Origin of the sequence: Ilumatobacter sp. (assembly GCF_039969435.1) — a bacterium.
Classification (GTDB): domain Bacteria; phylum Actinomycetota; class Acidimicrobiia; order Acidimicrobiales; family Ilumatobacteraceae; genus Ilumatobacter_A.
Genome location: NZ_JBDVNU010000006.1, coordinates 142,727 through 162,507, shown reverse-complemented (window position 1 = coordinate 162,507; position 19,781 = coordinate 142,727). Strand labels below are relative to the sequence as shown.

At 69.1% G+C, this 19,781-nt stretch carries 15 protein-coding genes and 1 pseudogene; 8 read left to right on the top strand and 8 right to left on the bottom strand.

What is annotated here, in order from left to right:
- Positions 1 to 120: 120 nt before the first annotated feature.
- Entirely contained in the window at positions 121 to 1,374 is a 1,254-nt protein-coding gene (locus ABJK40_RS01655; protein WP_348478604.1) for a bifunctional alpha/beta hydrolase/OsmC family protein, read from the bottom strand.
- 56 nt (positions 1,375 to 1,430) lie between these two features.
- On the opposite strand from ABJK40_RS01655, the gene ABJK40_RS01650 reads away from it, so the two are divergent.
- The 3 genes from ABJK40_RS01650 (at position 1,431) to ABJK40_RS01640 (ending at position 4,722) form a co-directional block, all read left to right on the top strand.
- Positions 1,431 to 3,287: a sodium:proton antiporter gene (locus ABJK40_RS01650; protein ID WP_348478605.1), complete on the top strand. Its 1,857-nt coding sequence runs from the start codon at positions 1,431 to 1,433 to the stop codon at positions 3,285 to 3,287.
- A gap of 120 nt (positions 3,288 to 3,407) precedes the next feature.
- Positions 3,408 to 3,794: a gamma-glutamylcyclotransferase gene (locus tag ABJK40_RS01645; RefSeq protein WP_348478606.1), complete on the top strand. Its 387-nt coding sequence runs from the start codon at positions 3,408 to 3,410 to the stop codon at positions 3,792 to 3,794.
- A 46-nt stretch (positions 3,795 to 3,840) separates the two neighbouring features.
- Positions 3,841 to 4,722: a TIGR03620 family F420-dependent LLM class oxidoreductase gene (locus ABJK40_RS01640; RefSeq protein WP_348478607.1), complete on the top strand. Its 882-nt coding sequence runs from the start codon at positions 3,841 to 3,843 to the stop codon at positions 4,720 to 4,722.
- A gap of 8 nt (positions 4,723 to 4,730) precedes the next feature.
- Here ABJK40_RS01640 and ABJK40_RS01635 read toward each other — a convergent pair whose 3' ends face one another.
- Positions 4,731 to 6,914: a hypothetical protein gene (locus ABJK40_RS01635; RefSeq protein ID WP_348478609.1), complete on the bottom strand. Its 2,184-nt coding sequence runs from the start codon at positions 6,912 to 6,914 to the stop codon at positions 4,731 to 4,733.
- 226 nt (positions 6,915 to 7,140) lie between these two features.
- Between ABJK40_RS01635 and ABJK40_RS01630 the strand changes: the two genes are divergently transcribed.
- From ABJK40_RS01630 to ABJK40_RS01610, 5 genes are read left to right on the top strand one after another with little or no spacing between them, the layout of a single operon-like run.
- Positions 7,141 to 8,232, top strand: coding sequence for an iron-siderophore ABC transporter substrate-binding protein (locus ABJK40_RS01630; protein ID WP_348478610.1), 1,092 nt, complete (start codon positions 7,141 to 7,143; stop codon positions 8,230 to 8,232).
- Positions 8,229 to 9,356 (top strand): iron ABC transporter permease, encoded by a 1,128-nt coding sequence (locus ABJK40_RS01625; RefSeq protein WP_348478611.1) that lies wholly within the window; start codon positions 8,229 to 8,231, stop codon positions 9,354 to 9,356. Before ABJK40_RS01630 ends, ABJK40_RS01625 begins: the two co-directional genes overlap by 4 nt.
- Before the next feature lie 29 nt (positions 9,357 to 9,385).
- Positions 9,386 to 10,441 carry an iron chelate uptake ABC transporter family permease subunit gene (locus tag ABJK40_RS01620; RefSeq protein WP_348478758.1) on the top strand — a complete coding sequence of 352 codons (1,056 nt, stop codon included), beginning with the start codon at positions 9,386 to 9,388 and terminating at the stop codon, positions 10,439 to 10,441.
- A complete protein-coding gene (locus ABJK40_RS01615; RefSeq protein ID WP_348478612.1) occupies positions 10,438 to 11,295 on the top strand; it encodes an ABC transporter ATP-binding protein in 858 nt (285 codons plus the stop codon). Before ABJK40_RS01620 ends, ABJK40_RS01615 begins: the two co-directional genes overlap by 4 nt.
- 13 nt (positions 11,296 to 11,308) lie before the next feature.
- Positions 11,309 to 11,950 (top strand): MSMEG_1061 family FMN-dependent PPOX-type flavoprotein, encoded by a 642-nt coding sequence (locus tag ABJK40_RS01610; protein ID WP_348478613.1) that lies wholly within the window; start codon positions 11,309 to 11,311, stop codon positions 11,948 to 11,950.
- Between the two features lies 1 nt (position 11,951).
- Here ABJK40_RS01610 and ABJK40_RS01605 read toward each other — a convergent pair.
- The 6 genes and pseudogenes from ABJK40_RS01605 to ABJK40_RS01580 all read right to left on the bottom strand — a co-directional run.
- A pseudogene (locus tag ABJK40_RS01605) lies at positions 11,952 to 12,056 on the bottom strand (pyridoxamine 5'-phosphate oxidase family protein); the annotation flags it as partial.
- Between the two features lie 40 nt (positions 12,057 to 12,096).
- Positions 12,097 to 12,735, bottom strand: coding sequence for a disulfide bond formation protein B (locus ABJK40_RS01600; RefSeq protein WP_348510127.1), 639 nt, complete (start codon positions 12,733 to 12,735; stop codon positions 12,097 to 12,099).
- Positions 12,736 to 12,784: 49 nt separating this feature from the next.
- Positions 12,785 to 14,740: an acetate--CoA ligase gene (gene acs / locus ABJK40_RS01595; RefSeq protein ID WP_348478615.1), complete on the bottom strand. Its 1,956-nt coding sequence runs from the start codon at positions 14,738 to 14,740 to the stop codon at positions 12,785 to 12,787.
- Positions 14,741 to 14,836: 96 nt separating this feature from the next.
- Positions 14,837 to 16,642: a hypothetical protein gene (locus tag ABJK40_RS01590; protein WP_348478617.1), complete on the bottom strand. Its 1,806-nt coding sequence runs from the start codon at positions 16,640 to 16,642 to the stop codon at positions 14,837 to 14,839.
- 5 nt (positions 16,643 to 16,647) lie between these two features.
- The gene (locus ABJK40_RS01585; RefSeq protein ID WP_348478618.1) at positions 16,648 to 18,693 is read right to left on the bottom strand and encodes a hypothetical protein; all 2,046 of its coding nucleotides are present in this window, start codon (positions 18,691 to 18,693) and stop codon (positions 16,648 to 16,650) included.
- 78 nt (positions 18,694 to 18,771) lie between these two features.
- On the bottom strand, positions 18,772 to 19,755 hold the full coding sequence (locus tag ABJK40_RS01580; RefSeq protein ID WP_348510126.1) for an SAM-dependent methyltransferase: 984 nt from the start codon (positions 19,753 to 19,755) through the stop codon (positions 18,772 to 18,774).
- Between the last annotated feature and the right edge of the window lie 26 nt (positions 19,756 to 19,781).

The following is a 19,781-nucleotide window of genomic DNA, read 5'->3' as shown; positions in this document are numbered from 1 at the left end:
CACGGCCCGCTGCCCGGCTTCGGTCCGATGGGTGATGAAGCCGGCGTGAGCGGTCATGGGTCCGTTCCACTGCCCGACTCAGACGCGATCGACCGGGCCCGGGAACCCGGCGAGGCGGGTTCAGGCGAGTCTGGTCGAGATCGCGCGGGCGTTCTCGAGGGTGCGGTGCACGGGGCACCTGTCGGCGATGTCCAGGAGTTTCGCCCGATCGTCGTCGGTCAGGTCGGGTCCGTCGAGGGTGATCACGCGCTCGAACCGGTCGATCATGCCGGCGCGTCCCGCCGTCGACCCGTCGTCCACGCACGCCACGCAGTCGTCGGCATGGATCCTGTCGTGACGTACGTCGACGGTGACCCGGTCGAGCGGCAGCTTCTTGCGGTCGGCGTACATCCGCAGCGTCATCGACGTGCACGCACCGAGCGCCGCAGACAGGAAGTCGTACGGCGAGGGCCCGGCGTCGAACCCGCCGATCGACACCGGCTCGTCGGCCAGGAACCGGTGGTGGCCGACCACGACGTGGTTGAGGAATGGACCCTGGGACGTCTCGGCGACCACGACCCCCGCCCCCGCCGTCGGTGCGTCGAGCGCTCCGCTCTCGTCGCGGACGTACCGTGACGCGAACGCCGCGATCGCCGCGGCAGCGAACTCGGCGTCGGCCGATCCGGTGAGCAGGTGATCGGCTCCGTCGAGCGAGATGAAACTCTTCGGGTGGCGCGCCGCGGTGAAGATCTCGGTCGCGTTGTCGATGCCGACCGTGTCGTCGATGGGCGAATGCATCACGAGCAACGGCGCGCGCATCGCCGCCACGCGTTCGGTCACCGCATGCGTCGCGAGGTCGTCGAGGAACTGTTGGCGGATCGTGAAGGGCCGCCCGGCGAGCGACACGCACGCTTCACCCTCGGCTGCGATCCGGTCCGCATCGTCGTCGAACAGGGCGGTCAGGTGCTGGGTGTTCGACGGAGCGGCGATCGTGGCCACGGCACGCACCTCGTCGATGTCACCGGCGACGGCGAGGACGGCCGCGCCCCCGAGCGAGTGCCCCACCAGCAACTGAGGCGCGGCATGCTCGGAGCGCAGCCACTCGACGGCTGCCAGGAGGTCCTCGGTGTTGGACGAGAAGTTCGTGTTGGCGAATTCGCCCTCGCTCGACCCGAGGCCCGTGAAGTCGAAACGCAGCACTCCGAACCCGGCCGCAGCGAGGGACGCAGCGATGCGGCCGGCCGAGCGCAGGTCCTTGCCGCACGTGAAACAGTGCGCGAACAGCGCGAAGGCGATCGGCGGCCCCGCGGGCAGGTCGAGGCGAGCGGCGAGTTTGCCTCCCTGGCTGCCGGGGAACGCCACACGCTGCACGCGGGCCGGGTTCGTCGGTGTCATGCCGTGACCGTATCCAGCCCCCCACTACCCTCTCCGCCGATGGCGGAATCGAGTTCATGAGTCCAGTCTCCGCCAACGCGCTGCTCGCCGCCGGCGAATCGACCGTCGGTCCCACGCTCGCGTTGATCGTCGGCGCCGGGATGCTCGCCCAGTGGGTGGCGTGGCGCACGCAGATTCCCGGCATCATCGCCCTGCTCGTCGCGGGCCTCGCCCTCGGCCCCGTCACGGGGATCCTCGAGCCCGACGAACTGCTCGGCGACACCCTCTTCCCGCTCGTCTCGCTCTCGGTCGCACTCATCCTGTTCGAAGGTGGGCTCGACCTGCCGCCGCGAGAACTCCGCAACACCGGCACCGCGGTTCGGCGGCTGATCACCATCGGCGCCGTCGTGACCGGCGTGGTCGGCTGGTACAGCGCCAAGGAGATCTTCGGGCTGCCCGACCAGGTGGCGATCGTGCTCTCCGCGGTCCTCGTCGTCACCGGCCCGACCGTCGTGGGCCCGCTGCTGCAGTTCGTACGACCGGCCGGAACGGTCGGACCGATCCTGCGTGCGGAGGGCGTGCTGATCGATCCGGTCGGTGCCACGGCCGCCCTCGTCTGCTTCGAGGTCGTCCTGATCACCGAGACCGACGAGGCAGTGCTCACCATCGCCGGCATCGTCGGCCTCACCCTGCTCGCCGGCGTCGGGTTCGGGCTCGCCACCGCGTTCCTGCTCGACAACGCACTCAAGCGGTTCCTCATCCCGGACCAACTCGCGGTCCCCGCCACCTTCGCATTCGTCGTCGGCAGCTACGTGGCCAGCAACGAGATCCAGGAGGAGTCCGGACTGCTCGCCGTCACGGTGGTCGGCATCTACCTCGCCCGACGCGAGAGTTCCACGATCCGCTCCGTGCTCGAGTTCAACGAGAGCTTGCGCACTCTGCTCATCTCCGTGCTGTTCATCCTGCTCGCCGCTCGGATCGAGGCCGAAGCGCTCCAGGACGTCGCACTCCCCTCGCTCGCGTTCATCGCCGTGTTGGTGTTCATCGCCCGCCCGCTGACGGTGCTCGTGTCGACGGTCCGCACGTCACTCACCTGGCGTGAGCGCGTCTTCCTGACCACCATGGCGCCCCGCGGCATCGTGGCCGCGGCGGTGTCGGCGATCTTCGCACTGCGTCTCGAAGAGGAAGGCGTGGAGGGCGCTGACAAGATCGTGCCGATCGTGTTCCTCGTCATCATCGGCACGATCGTGATCTACGGCTTCGTCGCCGGTCCCGCTGCCCGCTTGCTCGGACTCGCGGAGTCACGGGCCAACGGCGTCCTCATCGTCGGGTCGCACGCGTCGGCTCGGGAGATCGCCACCGAACTCAAGGAGCGACAGATCAAGACGCTGCTCATCGACACCGACCCGTACAACGTCACCCGGGCGATCTCCAAGGGTCTCACGGCCCGGCGGATGAGTGCTCTCGCCGAGGAGGCCACCGAGAGTCTCGACCTCCGCGGAATCGGGCGACTGTTGGCCATCACCTCGAACGACGAGGTCAACGCGCTGTCGACCGGGCGGTTCGCCCGCGTGTTCGGACGGCGCGAGGTGTTCCAACTCGCTCCCGGCAAGCGCCGGGCGGGTCACAGCGCCGTGCCCGACGAATACCTCGGCCGGATCATCGGGATCGACGGGCTCACGTACACGACACTCGACGAACGGACCCGTCAGGGTTGGAAGGTCGTGGGAACGGCGGCGCGGCCACTGGTGGCGCACGCCTTGGAGGACGGGACGTTCCTGCCTCTGATCCGGATCGATGACGACCAGATGGCGTTCATCTGTCGCAATGATCCGCTGCCCGAGGCAGGCGACGTGATCGGGCTCGCGTCGCCGACACTGCAGCGCGAACTCGAAGCGGAGGCCGCCCTGCTGGAGACCGACGCCGACGCCTGATCCGTCTGCTGACCCCTGCATGTCGGCATCGGCGACGCAGTACGCGGTCCCGGGCTCACGACGGTCGCGCCGGCGCGCAGGAGCGTGCCGTTCATCCCGATCGCACGCCAGACTCAGGCGGTGAACGAGCGGGTGAATCATGTCTTCGTCTACGGGACGCTGCGCCCCGGTGAGGTGCGATGGCCGTTCCTGGAGCGGTTCGTGGTCGACGAGGGCTGGGACGACACGATCGTCGGGCGACTGTTCGACACCGGTCTGGACTACCCCGCTGCCTTGCTCGACGACCGCGCCGAGCCGGGCGGCACGATCGTCGGACGGACCTATGCACTGCTCGACGCGACACTCGAGCAGTGTCTGCGGGTCCTCGACGTGGAGGAGGACACGGTCGGCGGCCGGTACCGCCGGACCGTCGTGACCACGGCACGCGGGACGACGGCCTACGTGTACGAGTACGGCGAGGGACTCGATCTGGTCCCGATCGTCAGCGGCGACTGGCTCACCCGCTGACCCGGCCGGTTGAGACTCCGCTCCCCTCGGGTCGTACTGTGCCTCCATGGCTGTTCGCGACGATCTCTCGACCCCCGGCGTGTGGTACTTCACCGACGCGATGAGTGCCGGAGAAGCCGCCGACACGGCCGGCTTCATCGAGTCGCTCGGCTACTCGACGTTCTGGCTCCCCGACACCGTCGGCCGCGACCCCTTCGCACACATCGCGTGGCTCGCGTCGCAGACCGACACGCTCAACTACGCGACGGGCATCGCGAACATCTTCCATCGTCACCCCGGACCGATGAAGCAGGTGACGAACACCCTCGCCGAACAGACCGGCGGACGGTTCATGCTCGGCCTCGGCGTGAGCCACGGGCCGATGGTCGCAGGCCTGCGCGGCCTCGACTACTCCAAGCCGCTCACCCAGATGCGCGAGTACCTCGCCGCGATGGAGTCCCAGCCGTTCCGCGGTCCCGAGATCCCGGACGTGCCGATCGTGCTCGCCGCCCTCGGACCCAAGATGCTCGAACTCGCGGGCACGGCATCCGACGGCGCACACCCGTACTGGACCACCCCGGAACACACCGCCTCGGCGCGCGAGATCATGGGTCCCGACGCGTTGCTGTGCGTCGAGCAGAAGGTCTGTCTGTCCACCGACGCCGACGCCGCACGGACCGCTGCGAAGACCGCCGTCGCGATCTACGCCGACCTCCCGAACTACCGGAACAACTGGCTCCGTCTCGGGTTCACCGAGGACGAGATCCAACATCGTGACGACCGGTTCATCGACGCGGTCGTCGTGTGGGGTGACGAGGACCGCGTTCGCGCCGGGATCCAGGCGCACTACGACGCCGGAGCCGACCACGTGTGCATCCAGCCGCTGTCCGTCGACGGCCCCACGACGCTCGACCGTCGGGCTCTCGAAGCACTCGCTCCGAACGCCTGACCGGAGGGTCAGCCCGGCGCGGGGACCGAGGCGAACACGTCGTTCGCCGCGGACCGGGCCGCTGCGGCGAGGTCGGTCGGGCTCGTGCCGGCAGGAAGCTGCGCAACGGCGGCCGCACTGGGGCTCGCCCCGACCTGTTCCACCGCTGCGGCCACGTCGGCATCGGTGCCACCCGCCGCGACGACGAGATTGGTCACGGCGAGTTCGACCGAGCGCCAGGCGATCAACTCTCGTGCCGCACCGAAGCCGATGTTCGACACGTAGGAGCCGGCCGGGTCGCACGAGCGCAACTGCACACCTCCGTCGGCGAGGGCCGTGACCGTGGCGCCGAGTTCGGGTGCTGCGGTGGCGACCCACCCGCCGAGATCGGCTTGGAGGATCGCATCGGTGGCTGCATCCGCCGTGGCGAACGTGGCGACGGCGCAGCGTCCGTTCGCGCCGTCGACCATCTGCAGCCCGGCGCCGCGCAACTGGACCGACATGCGGTAGGCCGTCGGCGCATCGACGTGGCTGGCGAAGGCGAGGTACCAGAACGACCGGTCGGTGACGACCGCAGGCCCGACCGGCGTGTCACCCGTGACGGCCGACGTGCTCGCGATCGCGGAGATCGGAGCAACGGTGAGTGGCCCCGGACCCGACGTGGCGGTTCCGGCCAGCGGATTGGCAGCGACGTCGTCGTACGGCGGGAGCAGTTGCTCGAACACGACCGGAGCGGTCAGGCGATAGTCGAGCACGACGGGGAGGAAGGCGAGCGTCGCGAGGTCCGACGCGGGCAACGGCGCACCGTTCGAGACCGTCTGCTCGATCCGCGCGGACTGTTGGCGAACATGGGCCTCGGTGAGTGCAGCGTCGTCGAGCGTCCGCACGAGTTCGTCGGTCGAGAAGGCGTACTCCTGGTCCAACGCCGCGGTGACCATGGCGCGGGTGATCAACGCCGACCGGTCGGATCGTGTGAACGACTCGTCGTAGTAGACCTGACCGTCGGTCGCCGAGTACAGCACGGGAGACACGTCGGAGATCAACGACTGGAGGGTCGCATCGTCGGTCGAGTCGGGTCCGGCGAGCCCGAGCGCTCGCCACATCGCGAGATTCGACGCGGTGTCGCCGAGGACCTGCGAGGCGACCATCGCACGGTGGATCGGCGTCGGCTGTGCCGTGAGCACGACGGGTTCGACGAACTCGACGCCGCGAGCCGCCTCGATCGGCTCGGCGAACTCGAGGGCCGCTGCCTCCCAGTCGGCCGGGAAGAGGAACGGCCGACCGAAGATCACCGCGGCTGACCCGAGCGTCGCCACGATCAGGAAGAAGAATCCGATCCGGGCGATGCTCCCCGATCGGTCCTTGCGTTGGGGACGCACGACGGGGGTCGGCTGGAAGAGCTCGCCGGCGGGCGGGCGCGGAGCGACGACCGGCGGGAGGCTGAGCGCCTGGTTCGGTTGGGTGGAGGGGATGAGCGACGGGGCCGGTTGGAAGAGCTGTCCGTCGTCGGCGACCGGAGCCGACGCAGTGGCGGCCACCTCGACCGGTGCACCGACGGGCGTCGCGGAGACGGCCACAGGGTCCGGGATGGTCGGGGCCGGTGTCGACGCGTGGTCGACCACGGGCTGGATCGTCGTCGACGACGTCGTCGGTGGCGCGCCGATCACCGCGATCTGTGACGTGACGGACGAGGAGGGTGTCGCTTCCACGATCTCGGGGAGCGGTTCGGCGGCAGGCGGACCCGTCGGAGTGACGGGAAGGGCCTCTGTGAGACCGCCGGTCAGGGTGGCGCCCGGCACCCGGGCGACGATCGGGATGGTCGGCGCGGTCGACGTCGCGATCGGCTGGGAGGTGTGATCGAGGAGGTCGTCGAAGTCCGGGACGCTCAGCGCCCCGACGACCGGGCGCACCTCGGGCAACGGTGGGGCGGCGGGCATGTCCGTCGACGGCCCGGGGGGTGGCACGAGCGGCGTCGGTCCGACGGGAGGCGGGGTCGCGGTCAGGGGCGGCGTGCTGAACGCGACCGCCACGACGGGGGACGCAGCAGCGATCGGTGCCGGCGGTGCGGTGTGCACGTCGGCCTCGGTCGCACCGGCCTCCTGCGTGGCGGTGACCGACTCACGATCGGCCACGTCCGAGGGTCGATCGCGCACGACCGAACTCCACGACATGCTCGGCATCTGCGAGCGTTCGTCACCTTCGAGCAGAGCCATACGGGGATCTTCGGCACACCTCGACGGCGACTTGAACGATCCTCCGCGAACCTCGTGCCCACCTCCGCGACGCCTCCGGATCCGCACTCCGCCACCGTCGACGCACCGCCGAGTTGAACTCTCCAATCGGCGATGTTAGGTTTGCCTACCATCAATGATGAGGGCCGCTCACCGAGTCCGGCCCGCCCAACCCCCCCGACATCAGAATCAGAAGGACCTCTCGACCATGTCTCCATTCAGAAAGCTGACGGCCGTGTCCGCAGTCGTCCTCCTCGCTGCATGCGGATCGGACGACTCCTCGTCCGACTCCGTCGAATCCGCCACGACCATCGCGTCGGCGACTTCCTCCGAGGCGGGAGCGGCAGCGTCCGATGAACCCTTGGGTGCGGACAGCTCGTGGACGCCGATCACGATCGAGACGGCACTCGGCTCCGCCACGCTCGACGAACGGCCCGAGCGCGTGGCAACGGTCAACTGGGCGAACCACGAGGTGCCACTCGCACTCGGTGTCGTCCCGGTCGGCATGGCTGCCGCCAACTTCGGAGACGACGACGGGGACGGTCTCCTGCCCTGGGTGACCGAGCGCCTCGAGGAACTCGGCGCCGAGACACCGGTCCTGTTCGACGAGACCGACGGGATCGACTTCGAAGCCGTTGCCGACACCGAGCCCGACGTGATCCTCGCTGCGTACTCGGGCCTGACCCAGGAGGACTTCGACACCCTGAGCGAGATCGCTCCCGTCGTCGCCTACCCGCAGGCCGCCTGGTCCACGCCGTGGCGGGAGATGATCGAACTGAACAGTGCCGCCATGGGGATGGCCGAAGAAGGAGACCAACTCGTCGCCGACCTCGAGCAGCAGATCGCGGATGCCGTCGCCGAGTACCCGCAGATCCAGGGCATGCAGACGATGTTCGCCGGACACCTCGACCCGACCGACCTGAGTGAGGTCGGCTTCTACACCGGCAACGACACGAGGGTGCAGTTCTTCGAGGACCTCGGCTTGGAGATCGCCGATGTCGTCCAGGAAGCGACGGCGAACACCGACCAGTTCTCGATGTCGCAGAGCACCGAACAGATCCAGGTTTTCGACGAGGTCGACCTCATCGTCGGCTACGGCGACGAGGACGGCGAACTGATCACCACGCTCCAGGCCGACCCGCTCGCGTCGAAGATCCCCGCACTCCAGCGTGGCTCCGTGGTGTTCTTCAACGGAAGCACCCCCTTGGCCACCGCGGCGAACCCGACTCCGCTGTCGCTGTCCTACGTGCTCGACGACTACGTCGAGATGCTCGCTGCCGCCGCCGACAAGGTCGGATGAGCACGGGCGGACCTCGCGTCGCTGCGACCCCCGGGTCGCAGCGGCCCGGGGCGTCGGTCGCACTCCTCGAACACGGGTCCGGGACGGCACTCGAGGTCCGGGGCGAGGTCGAGGTGGAGGTGCAACGGCGACCGCTTCGGGTGAGAGTCGTCTGGCTGCACGTCGCGATCGGCGCGGTGATCCTCGCCATGGTCGCGTCGGTGGCCATCGGCTCCAGGTCCGTGAGCTGGCCCGACATCTGGAATGCACTCGGCGGCGCACAGGACACCCTCGGCGAGGCGGCCGTGACGAAGCGGATCCCGCGCACCCTGCTCGCGGTGCTCGTCGGGGCCGCACTCGCCGTGGCCGGCGCGGTGATGCAGGGCGTCACCCGCAACCCTCTGGCCGATCCCGGAATCCTCGGGGTCAACACCGGCGCATCCCTGGCCGTGGTGATCGGCATCGCGTACTTCCAGCTCACGTCGCCGACCAGCTTCATCTGGGTCGCCATCGGTGGCTCCGCTGCCGCCGCGGTGTTCGTGTACGCCGTGGGGTCACTCGGCCGCGGCGGCGCGACTCCGCTCAAGCTGGCACTCGCCGGTGCCGCGACCTCGGCGACGTTCGCGTCACTGGTCAGTGCCGTCGTGCTCGGCCGCAACGACATCGCGGGCGGGGTCACGTCGTGGCAGATCGGCGGAGTCGGTGGCGCGACCTACGACAAACTCGGCTTCCTCGCCCCCGTCCTCGGGGTCGGATTCCTGGTCTGCCTGCTGTCGGCGCGCGGGCTGAACTCGCTCGCCCTCGGTGATGACCTCGCCGCCGGACTCGGCCAGAACGTCGCACTGACGCGGGCGGTCGCAGCGTTCGGCGCCGTCGTCCTGTGCGGCGCGTCGACGGCGATCGCCGGCCCGATCGTGTTCGTCGGGCTCGTGGTGCCGCATGCGTGTCGGATGCTCTTCGGCGCCGACTACCGCTGGATCCTCCCCCTGTCCGCCGTGATCGGTGCAGCGCTCCTCACGACCGCCGATGTGGTGGGCCGGATCGTCGCCCGACCCGAGGAGATCGACGTCGGGATCCTCACCGCGTTCCTCGGCGCCCCCGTCTTCATCCACATCGTGCGGCGTCAGAAGGTGCGCGAGCTGTGAGCGTGATCGACATCGCCGCCGCGCGACCGATGCAGCGGGCGAACGCCGACGACGTCGCCACCGTCGCGGAGTCCGTCGCCCGCGCCCGCGTCAGGCGGAAGCTGCGGCGACGCGTGGTGACCACGGTCCTGGCGATCGGCATCGTCTCGGTGTTCGCCGTCACCCTGATGGTCGGCAACACGATCTACTCACCGTCGGAGGTACTCCGCGTCGTCCTCGGCGACGAGGTGCAGGGAGCGTCGTTCACGGTGGGGCGCCTCCGTCTCCCTCGCGCCGTGCTGGGGATCGCCGCCGGAGCGTGCTTCGGTTTCGGTGGCGTGACGTTCCAGACGATGCTGCGCAATCCGTTGGCCAGCCCCGACGTGATCGGCATCACGTCGGGCTCGGGGGCCGCCGCCGCGTTCGCGATCGTGATGTTGTCGCTCGGTGCGACCCAGGTCTCGATCGTCGCGATCGCGGCCGGGCTCGCGGTCGCACTGCTCGTCTACGTCCTCTCGTTCAAGGACGGGGTCGGCGGAACCCGCCTGATCCTGATCGGCATCGGCATCTCGGCGATGCTGAACAGCGTCACGTCCTACGTGTTGTCGAGGGCGGCCGAGTGGGACCTCCAACAGGCCACCCGATGGCTCGCCGGCAGTCTCAACGGCGCATCGTGGACCGCCACGTTGCCCGTGCTCGCGGCGATGGTGCTGTTCGTTCCCACATTGTTGGTGCAGTCCCGCAACCTGACGATGACGCAACTGGGCGACGACGCGGCGGGCGCGCTCGGGGTGCGTGTGGAACGCACGAGGATCATCACCATCGTCGCGGCAGTGGGACTGATCTCGTTCGCCACCGCGGCGTGTGGTCCGATCGCCTTCGTCGCCTTCCTGGCCGGCCCGATCGCGGCGCGGGTGGTCGGCACGAGCGGGTCGCTGCTCGTGCCGTCGGCTCTCGTCGGTGCGCTCCTCGTTCTCGTCGCCGACCTCCTCGCCCAGTTCGCATTCGACACCCGCTACCCGGTCGGGGTCGTCACGGGCGTGCTCGGCGCGCCGTATCTCGTCTACCTCATCGTCCGCACCAACCGCGCAGGAGGCTCGCTGTGACCACTCCCGGATCGAACACCCACTCGCTGGAGGTGGTCGACCTGCGCCTCGGCTACGGGGACCGCCAGGTCATCGACTCGCTCGACCTCGTCGTCCCTCCCGGGCAGATGACGGCGATCGTCGGCCCGAACGCATGCGGCAAGTCCACGCTCCTGCGCTCGATGTCCCGGTTGCTCGCACCTCGGACCGGCCAGGTGCTGCTCGACGGCAAACAGGTCCATCGGATGCCGGCCAAGGAACTGGCGCGGACCCTCGGCCTGCTGCCGCAGTCACCGATCGCGCCGGAAGGCATCACGGTCGCCGATCTGGTGGGTCGTGGTCGACACCCGCACCAGTCGATCTTCTGCCGATGGAGCCTGGACGACGACACCGCCGTCGCCGCGGCGCTCCAGGCGACCGAGACCGTCGATCTCGCCGAACGGCCGGTCGACGAGTTGTCCGGAGGACAGCGACAACGAGTGTGGATCGCCATGGCGCTCGCACAGCAGACCGACCTGCTGCTCCTCGACGAGCCGACGACCTTCCTCGACGTCAGCCATCAGATCGAGGTGCTCGACCTGCTCACCGACCTGAATCACGTCCGTGGGACCACGGTGGTCATGGTGCTGCACGACCTCAACATGGCGGCGCGCTACGCCGACCACCTGATCGCACTGAGCGACGGCCGACTCCACGCGGCCGGCGACCCCGCCGACGTCCTGACGGCCGAGACGATCCGCGCGGTGTTCGGCCTCGAGAGTCGGGTGATCGTCGACCCCACGTCGAATAAGCCGCTGATGCTGCCGATCGGCCGCCACCACTCCACGTCCAGAACGGACGGTCGATGGGCATCGACCACCAATCCCCGCGAATGAGAGGATGACGACCATGGACACCGAGTACCAGATCACCGATCACACGCAGTTGCGCACCGTCTACCGGAGACCGGGGCAGGTGGTGCTCGACAAGGTGATCGACCACGTCGACGACGGCGCCGCGGAGTTCATCGCCCGTTCGCCGTTCATGGCGTTGGCCACCTCGGCCGAGGGACGCGCCGACTCCTCACCGCGTGGCGGGCCTCCCGGTTTCGTCCGCGTGCTCGACGAGCACCGGATCGCGTGGGGGGATCTCACCGGCAACAACCGACTCGATTCGTTCGTCAACATCGTCGAACGACCGGAGGTCGGCCTGATGTTCATGATCCCCGGCGTGCTCGAGACCCTGCGCCTCCGTGGCACCGCAGCGCTCGTTCGGGATCCGCAGGTCCTCGCGGCGTGCGCGATCGGCGACCGGACCCCGAAGGCCGCGGTCGTGGTGGCCGTCGCCGAGTGCTACGTCCAGTGCGGGGCGGCGCTTCGGCGCAGCAACCTGTGGGACGCCGACACCTGGCCCGACGCCGCACACCGTCCGTCGGGCGCGGCGATCCTCCGCGAACACGCCGGCCTCGACGTCGAGGTCGAAGCGATCGAAGCCAACCTCGCCGACTACTACGACAACCACATCTGGGTCGTCGGCGGACGCGACGACTGACCGGTCGCCCGGGGTTCGCGAACGCGCCGGACATCAGGGTGATCCGACCGGAGTTGCGCAGGTGGGCTGCGGTCTCGGCTCCCGAACCCGTCAGGTCCAGGTACGCGAACGCGACCTCGATGTGTCCGTGAGCGACGACGCCGTGCTCACGCCGACATCGAGGCGCCGCGATCGACGCCCGTGTCGATGTCGGTGTCGCCTCGGCGTCGCAGGGTGGCGCAGACGACGAGGATCGAGGTGAACGCGACGAACGCCATGAACGGAAGCGTCACGAACCCGAACTTCTCGAACCACACCAGGTTGCAGGGAACGGTCATCGAACACGCTCCGCTCTCCAGGTCGGGGATCCGCTCGACCAGCCAGTGGTACGCGGAGATCGGTGCACCGATGGCGGCGAGGACGGCCACGTACGCGACGGGATCCTCGCGTCGTGCCAAGGCGGTGAGCGCGACGATCGCGATCGGGTACATCGCGATCCGCTGATACCAGCACAGGGTGCACGGCACGTAGTGGGCGACCTCGGAGAAGTAGAGGCTGCCCACCATCGCCGAACCGGCGATCGCGAGGACGATGAGGGTCCGATGGCGGGCGACACGTGCGATCGCTCGACGGACGCCTCGATGCGATCGGAGCACGACGGAGATCACGGCGAGGGCCACGGCGGCAACCGCCGTCGCCAGCGCCAGAACCGCACAGACCAGTTGGATCGACTCGGTGACGGTCACGCCCGCGCCCCCGCCCCGCGCGACGTCGACGTCATCGCCATCCGCTCTACGGTGCTGCACTCCACGACCATGAGGTCGTCGGTCGTGCACGAAGAGTTCCCGACATCGATCAGTCCGCTGCGCCCTCGGCTGCCTTCGCCTGGAGTTCGGCGACGATCGAGGAGTCGGCGAGCGTCGTGGTGTCGCCGATGTTGCGTCCTTCGGCCACGTCACGCAGCAGACGACGCATGATCTTGCCCGACCGGGTCTTGGGGAGATCGGGAGTGATGAACACGCGCTTGGGTCGTGCGATCGCACCGATCTCGGAGGCGACGTGTGCGCGCAGTGCGGCTTCGTCGGTGTCCTCTCCTCCACGCAGGATGACGTACGCGAACACGGCCTGGCCGGTCGTGTCGTCGGCGGCTCCGACGACCGCCGCCTCGGCGACCGCGGGGTGCGACACCAGTGCGGACTCGACCTCGGTCGTGGAGATGCGGTGGCCCGACACGTTCATCACGTCGTCGACGCGACCCAGCAGCCACAGGTAGCCCTCGTCGTCGAGCTTCGCGCCGTCACCGGCGAAGTACCGGTCGGGGAAACGCGACCAGTAGGTCTCCCGGAACCGCTCCGGGTCGCCCCAGATCCCGCGGAGCATCCCGGGCCAGGGCCTCGTCAGCGTGAGGTACCCGCCCCCGACCGGTACGACGTTCGCATCGTCGTCGACCAGTTCCGCCGAGATTCCCGGGAGGGGGAACGTGGCCGAGCCCGGCTTCGTGGTGGTGGCACCGGGGAGCGGGCTGATCATGATGCCGCCCGTTTCGGTCTGCCACCAGGTGTCGACGATCGGGCAGACCCCCCGGCCGATCACCTCGTGGTACCACATCCACGCCTCGGGATTGATCGGCTCGCCGACCGTGCCGAGCAGACGCAGCGACGACAGGTCGTGCTTCGCGGGCTCCTGCGCCCCCCACTTCATGAAGGTGCGGATCGCCGTGGGCGCCGTGTAGAAGATCGTGACGCCGTACTGCTCGACGATCTCCCACAGCCGGTCGTTGTCCGGGTGGTTCGGCACCCCTTCGTACATCACCTGGGTGCAGCCATTGGAGAGCGGCCCGTAGACGATGTAGCTGTGGCCGGTGATCCACCCGACGTCGGCGGTGCACCAGTACACGTCGGTCTCGGGCTGCAGGTCGAACACGTACTTGTGCGTGTAGGTGACGTGGGTGAGATAGCCGCCCGTGGTGTGCATGATGCCCTTGGGCTTGCCGGTGGTGCCCGAGGTGTAGAGCAGGAAGAGCAGGTGCTCCGCGTCCATGGGTTCGGCGGGGCAGTCGGTGGACGTACCGTCCATCAGGTCGTGGTACCAGTGATCGCGTCCCTCGGCCATGGTGACGTCGTTGCCGCCGCGCTTGACGACCACGACGTGCTCGATCGACGTCGTCTTGTCGCACGCCTCGTCCACGGCGGGCTTGAGGGCGAAGACCTCGCCTCGGCGGTACCCGCCGTCGGCCGTGACGACCACCTTGGCCTCGGCGTCGTCGATGCGGTCGGCGAGCGACTGGCTGGAGAACCCACCGAACACGACACTGTGCGGAGCGCCGATGCGGGCACATGCGAGCATGGCCACGGCGGCCTCGGGGATCATCGGCATGTAGATCATCACGCGGTCACCCTGCGCGACGCCCAGACCCTTCAACACGTTCGCGAACTGCGACACCTCGTCGAGCAGGTCCTGGTACGTGATGGTGCGGCGGTCGCCCGGTTCACCCTCCCAGTGGAAGGCCACCTTGTCGCCCTTGCCGGCGAGGACGTGGCGGTCGAGGCAGTTGTACGACACGTTGAGCGTGCCGCCCTCGAACCACTTCGCGTCCGGCAACTGCCAGTCAAGCGTCGTGTGCCATTCGGTGTCCCAGTGGACCAGTTCGCTCGCCTGGCGCGCCCAGAACGATTCGTCGTCCTGCGCCGCCTCGTCGTACAGGTCGGTGCCCGCGACGAGCGTCGTTTCCTTGAAGGCGTCGGACGGGACGAACCGTCGCTGCTCGTTCGCGAGTGCTTCGATTCCCGATGTGTGCTCGTTCTCGGCCATGTGTCGGATGGTAGATCACCCCCGCACGGCGATCCTCAGGCGCGAGGATCGGACCGTGTCTCGGCATCGCCGAGCCGATTCCGGGAGACGACCGGGTCAGGCCGGGAGGCCCGTGAGCAGCGAGACCACCTGGTCGGTCGGTGCGACCGCCCGTGCTTCGGCGACCTGGTTGCCGTCGCAGTCGCGAACCTCGATGTCGACCTCGGCGAGCGGAGCCGGGATGGTGAAGGTCTCGGTCGGGAGCAGCGGATCGTCGACGCCGTTCTCGTCCAGGAAGAAGTACGGCGAGTAGAAGCGGGTGAGCAGCGGGCTGAATCCGACCTCGCAGAGTTCCGCGTCGGTGTCGTTGACGAAGGTCAGAACGGTCTCGGCCCGGCCGACGGTGAAGCTCTGGACCCGAGACGACGCTTCGGGGGTGTCGAGGTACGCCTGGTAGGAACCGACGTCGAACGCCTCACCTCCGGGTGTGATGCAGGTACCGACCACGCCCTGATCGTCGGAGACGACGGGCAGAACGGCGATGACCGCCTCGTTGAACTCCCACACCATGTCGCCCTCGAACCGGCCCGGGACGACGAAACCGGCACACATGGTCAGGGATCGATCGAGCGTGGCGATGCGCCCCACGTCGCTGTTGAGCGCGATGTCCGTGATGGCCGCGACCTGCTCGGGGCTGGGTGGGAGTGGGCGATCGAAGGACTCGAGGCGACCGAAGGATTCGACGAGTTCATCGGGTGTGGTCGCAGGGATCGACGACGTCACCGCGCCCGCGGCCATCCCGACGTTGTCGGCCGTGGGCGTGAAGGTGAACTCCTGGAGGACGTTGCCGTCGCAGTCGACCGACTGCGCTGCGAGTTCGACGTCGGCCACGCCGATGACGATCTCCTCGCCGTCCGCGAGCGGCGGGTTGAACTCGAACACGGAGAACGACAGAGCCGGCGCAGGTGCGACGTCGAACTCGCAGATCGGGCCGCCGGTGTCGTTGACGACCACCTGGTCGACGGTCGCTGCGCCCACCGTGAATGCTTCCTTCGACGAGGTGTTGTCGCGCACGTCGACGAACTCGACCTCGTAGGTGCCGGGCGCCAACGGCGCACCTGCGCCCACGAGGCAGTGACCGGCCGATGCGGTGTCGAGCCGCATGGGACCCGAGTTCGCGAACTCGACGCCGTCGAGGTACCAGACCGCCGACGCCTCGACGGGCTCGAGGACGACCACCCCGGCGCACAGCGTGTTGACCTCGTCGGCCGTGGAGATGGGTGGGGTGTCGGTGGAGGCGAGCAACTCCTCGATGCGGGCGACCTGTTGCGTGTCGTCGAGCAGTTCGGCCTCCGCTGCGATCACGACGTCCTCGGAGCCGACCGACCCGGGCGCAGGACGCAGGGTCGTGGTGGGTTCGACCACGACGGCCGAGATCGTTTCGGGCGGGGCGGTCACGTCGACCGTGTCGACGGTCGTCGGGTCCGGCGCGTCGTTCGTCGCGTCGGTCGTCGCGGACCGACCGGTGGAACCGGCTGCGACCCGCGGTTCGTCGGCTCCGTCGTCTCCCTGCGTCAACACGAAACCGATCGCACCCCCGAGCGCGAGCACCACGGCGACGAGCGACGCGACGAGCCAACCTCCGGACCGTCGGTGGCCGGCGCCGGTGCCGGAACCGTCGCCCGGGCCTCCCGGCGTCGCATGGATCGAACCGAGCTCGGTCGACGCCGGCGTGACGCCTCCCGGGACGAACGGGCCGGGTGGACCGGGTCGGGGCGCGGTCGACGCAGGGTCGGGTGGCGGACCAGGGCGTCCCCGATCCAGTGTTCCGTCGGGGTCGTAGACCGGGCCGTTCGTGATCTCGCCCGTCCGCGGCGGCGCCGGGCGGCGGCCGTCGTCGTCGTGGAAGAACGGATCGGTCATCGCACTCAGGGCATTCCGTTACTGAGATTCAACGTCTGGTCGGTCGGTGGGATCTCGGTCGCCTCGGACACCTGGTTGCCGTCGCAGTCGAACGCACGGATGTCGTTCTCGATGAACGGTGCCACGATCGTGAACGACTCGCCGGGAGCGACCGACTCCTCGAAGTCCGTCGAATCGGCGAAGTCGTAGAACGTGTACCAGTTCGTGAGGTTCGGACTGAACCCGACGCGACACACGGCGACGCCCGTGTCGTTGCGGAACGCCAGCTGCGTCTGCGCCCGGTTGACGGTGAAGGTCTCGACCTCGGACAGGAACTCTCCGCGCTGCAGGTACACCTGATACGCACCCTCGTCGAACACCGGGCCACCCGGTGGGATGCAGCGGCCCACACGACCACCCGGAGTCGAGACCGGGAAGCGTGCGATCACCGCACGGTTGAACTCCCACACCATCTCACCCTCGAGCGGTCCGGCGATGTCCCATGCGGCGCACAGCGCGAGCGACGGATCCTGGGTGGCGATTCGCAGCGATGTCTCCGGGTCGAGGAGCAGGTCGATCACCACCTGCTCGTCGGGTGAGCCGTTCGGCACGGCGATGTCGAGTGAGCCGATCTCGCCGTCGACGTCACCGAGTTCACCGTCGGTGATCTGCGGCGGCGGTGGCGGAGCAGTGGTGGTCGGCGGGATGCCCGCGCCCGACTCGAGGCTGATCGGATCGGGACCGGGCGTCACGAAGAAGCTCTCCGACGCCACGTCGTCACAGCCGACGCTGCGGACCTCGTGTTCGACGTCGGCGAGCTGGATCAGGATCGACTCGCCGTCGACGAGGGGACCACCGCCGTCGACCTCGAAGGGCTGGAAGAAGCCGGCAGTGGTCGGAGCGAGTTCGACCGAACACAGGTCGGCGCCGGTGTCGTTCACGAACGACTGGTCGACGGTCTCGACCCCGACGGAGAAGAGGGCGACGCCCGACATCGCACCGGCGGCGTCGGTGAACGACACCTCGTACGCACCCGGCGCCAACGGCTGGCCGCTGTTGTTGATGCAGTTCCCGTCAGCAGGGGTGGCGAACACCCGCTCCGTTCCCTCGGAGAGCGTGACGTTGTCGACCGACCAGGACACGGTCGCCGACACCGGCATGTCCACCGGGATCGCCGCGCAGAGGTTGAGCACCGGATCCGCCGACGCCACGGGGTTGTTGCCCTCGTTGAGCCCGATCCGCTGGATCGTGGCGTCGAGGTCGGCTTCGGCGATCACCTCGGGGAACGCCTCGACGCTCACGAAGAGGCCGTCGACGGAACCGTCGGCGACCACCGGAGCGGTCGTGGTCGTCTCGGGCGGCGCCGTCGTGACCGGGACGGTGCTCTCCACGGTCACGTCGGGGACGGTGTCCTCCTCGGGGACCGTGTCCTCGTCGCGGTCACGGTCGTCGTCGGTCGTCACCGGGTCGGTGTCCTCGTCGCCGCCACCCTGCAGGGCCACGAAACCGAGGGCTCCCACGAGGGCGACGACGAGCGCGATCAACCCGCCGACGAGCAGCCCGCTCTTCTTCTTCCTGGGTTCACCGGCGTTGCCGGGTGCACCACCGTACGGCGGCCCTCCGGCCGGGGGTTGGCCGCCGCCACCCGGTCCTCCGGGCGCGTAGGCCCCCGGAGGAGGACCACCCGCGACGCCGGGCGCCTGTGTCGGCGGATACTGGTTCGGCGGATACTGGGCGGGCGACTGGCCGGGAGAGTACGGACCCGGTGGAGGGTTCTGAGCGGTGGAGGGAAACGGCCCGACCCGCGAACCCGGGGGCGAACCGACCGGACCGCCGGGCCGGAAGGCCACCGTCGCGTCGGCCGGAGGTGTGTTCGCTGCAGGCCGCTCGACGGTCTGGGGGTCGGGCGGCCGCGATGCCCGCTCCGGCGTGGGGTCGGGTGAGCGATCGGTTGACTCCGCGGTGCCCGGTGTCCTGGCGTCGTCGCCCGTGTGGTGCTGGCCTGTCGAACGTTCGTCGAATCGGGGGGGCACTGCGGGCGATGGCCTGTCGGGCTGCGTCGGCTCGGTCATGCAGGAAATATACGCGTCAGGCGGTAACCAGGCGCCAACATTGCGATGGGGACATGTCCCCGTCTGGCGAGGTCGTTCTCACGCCCTCCATTCGGCCACCAGGAATCCGCCGAGTCCGTGCACGTCGAGGAGCGCCTCCGCCTCGGCCACACGACTGCGCATCCGCATCGCCTCGAGGCCGGGACGTGCGGCCTGCTCGGTCCAGATCCGCCGACCTTCGTCCACCAGCTCGGTGATTCCCCGGAGCTGGAGGAACTGTGCCTGCGTCCTCGTCGAGTCCGGCTCACGGAGCTGATCGAACGGCACGTCGGTCGTGATGTCCTGCGTCCCCGGATCGCGCAGGTAGTGATCCCCCCGCGCATTGCCCCGGTACGTGCGCAGCCAGTCGCGCCAGGGTCGCGTGGCGAGTTCGGCCGTGCGGGCCACGCCGTAGTCGATGACCAGCAGGGAACCGGATCGCAGCCGGGCGACGGAGTCGTCGACCCACGCGGCCGCTCGGTCGACGATCGGGACACGAGCACCGAGCGACGTCGTCGACGGGAGCACCGGCGGCGGCGGGTCGAGACGATCCCCGAGCACTTCGGTGAACGCGCCGTCGTCTCCGGCTCCGACGAGGGCCTCGCGCCAGCCCTGGTCGTACACGGCGAGACGGAACGGGAGGTTGTCGAGCAGCTCGTTGGCGACGATCACACCGTCGAAGGGCCCGCTCGGCATCTCCGCGACGGACTCGACGCCCTCCGGATGACGTTCGCGCTGCACCGCCGACACCTCCACTGCGACGTAGCGCATCGCATCGGAACAGTCGGGACGGGCGAGGAGTACGGAGCGGGCGAGTGTTCCCGGCCCCGCGCCGGCGTCGACCACGGTGAACACCTCGGGTTCACCGATCCGGCGCCACTCCGCGTCGAGATGCCGGGCGAGCACCGCTCCGAATAGTGGCCCGACCTCGGGCGAGGTGAGGAAGTCGCCACGCCGCCCGGCCGAACCCGACCGGGTGTAGAACCCGCTCGGCCCGTAGAGAGCCTCGGCCATGAACTGCTCGAACGGAACCGGCTGCGCCACGCCGCCAGTCTGCACGTCATCCATTC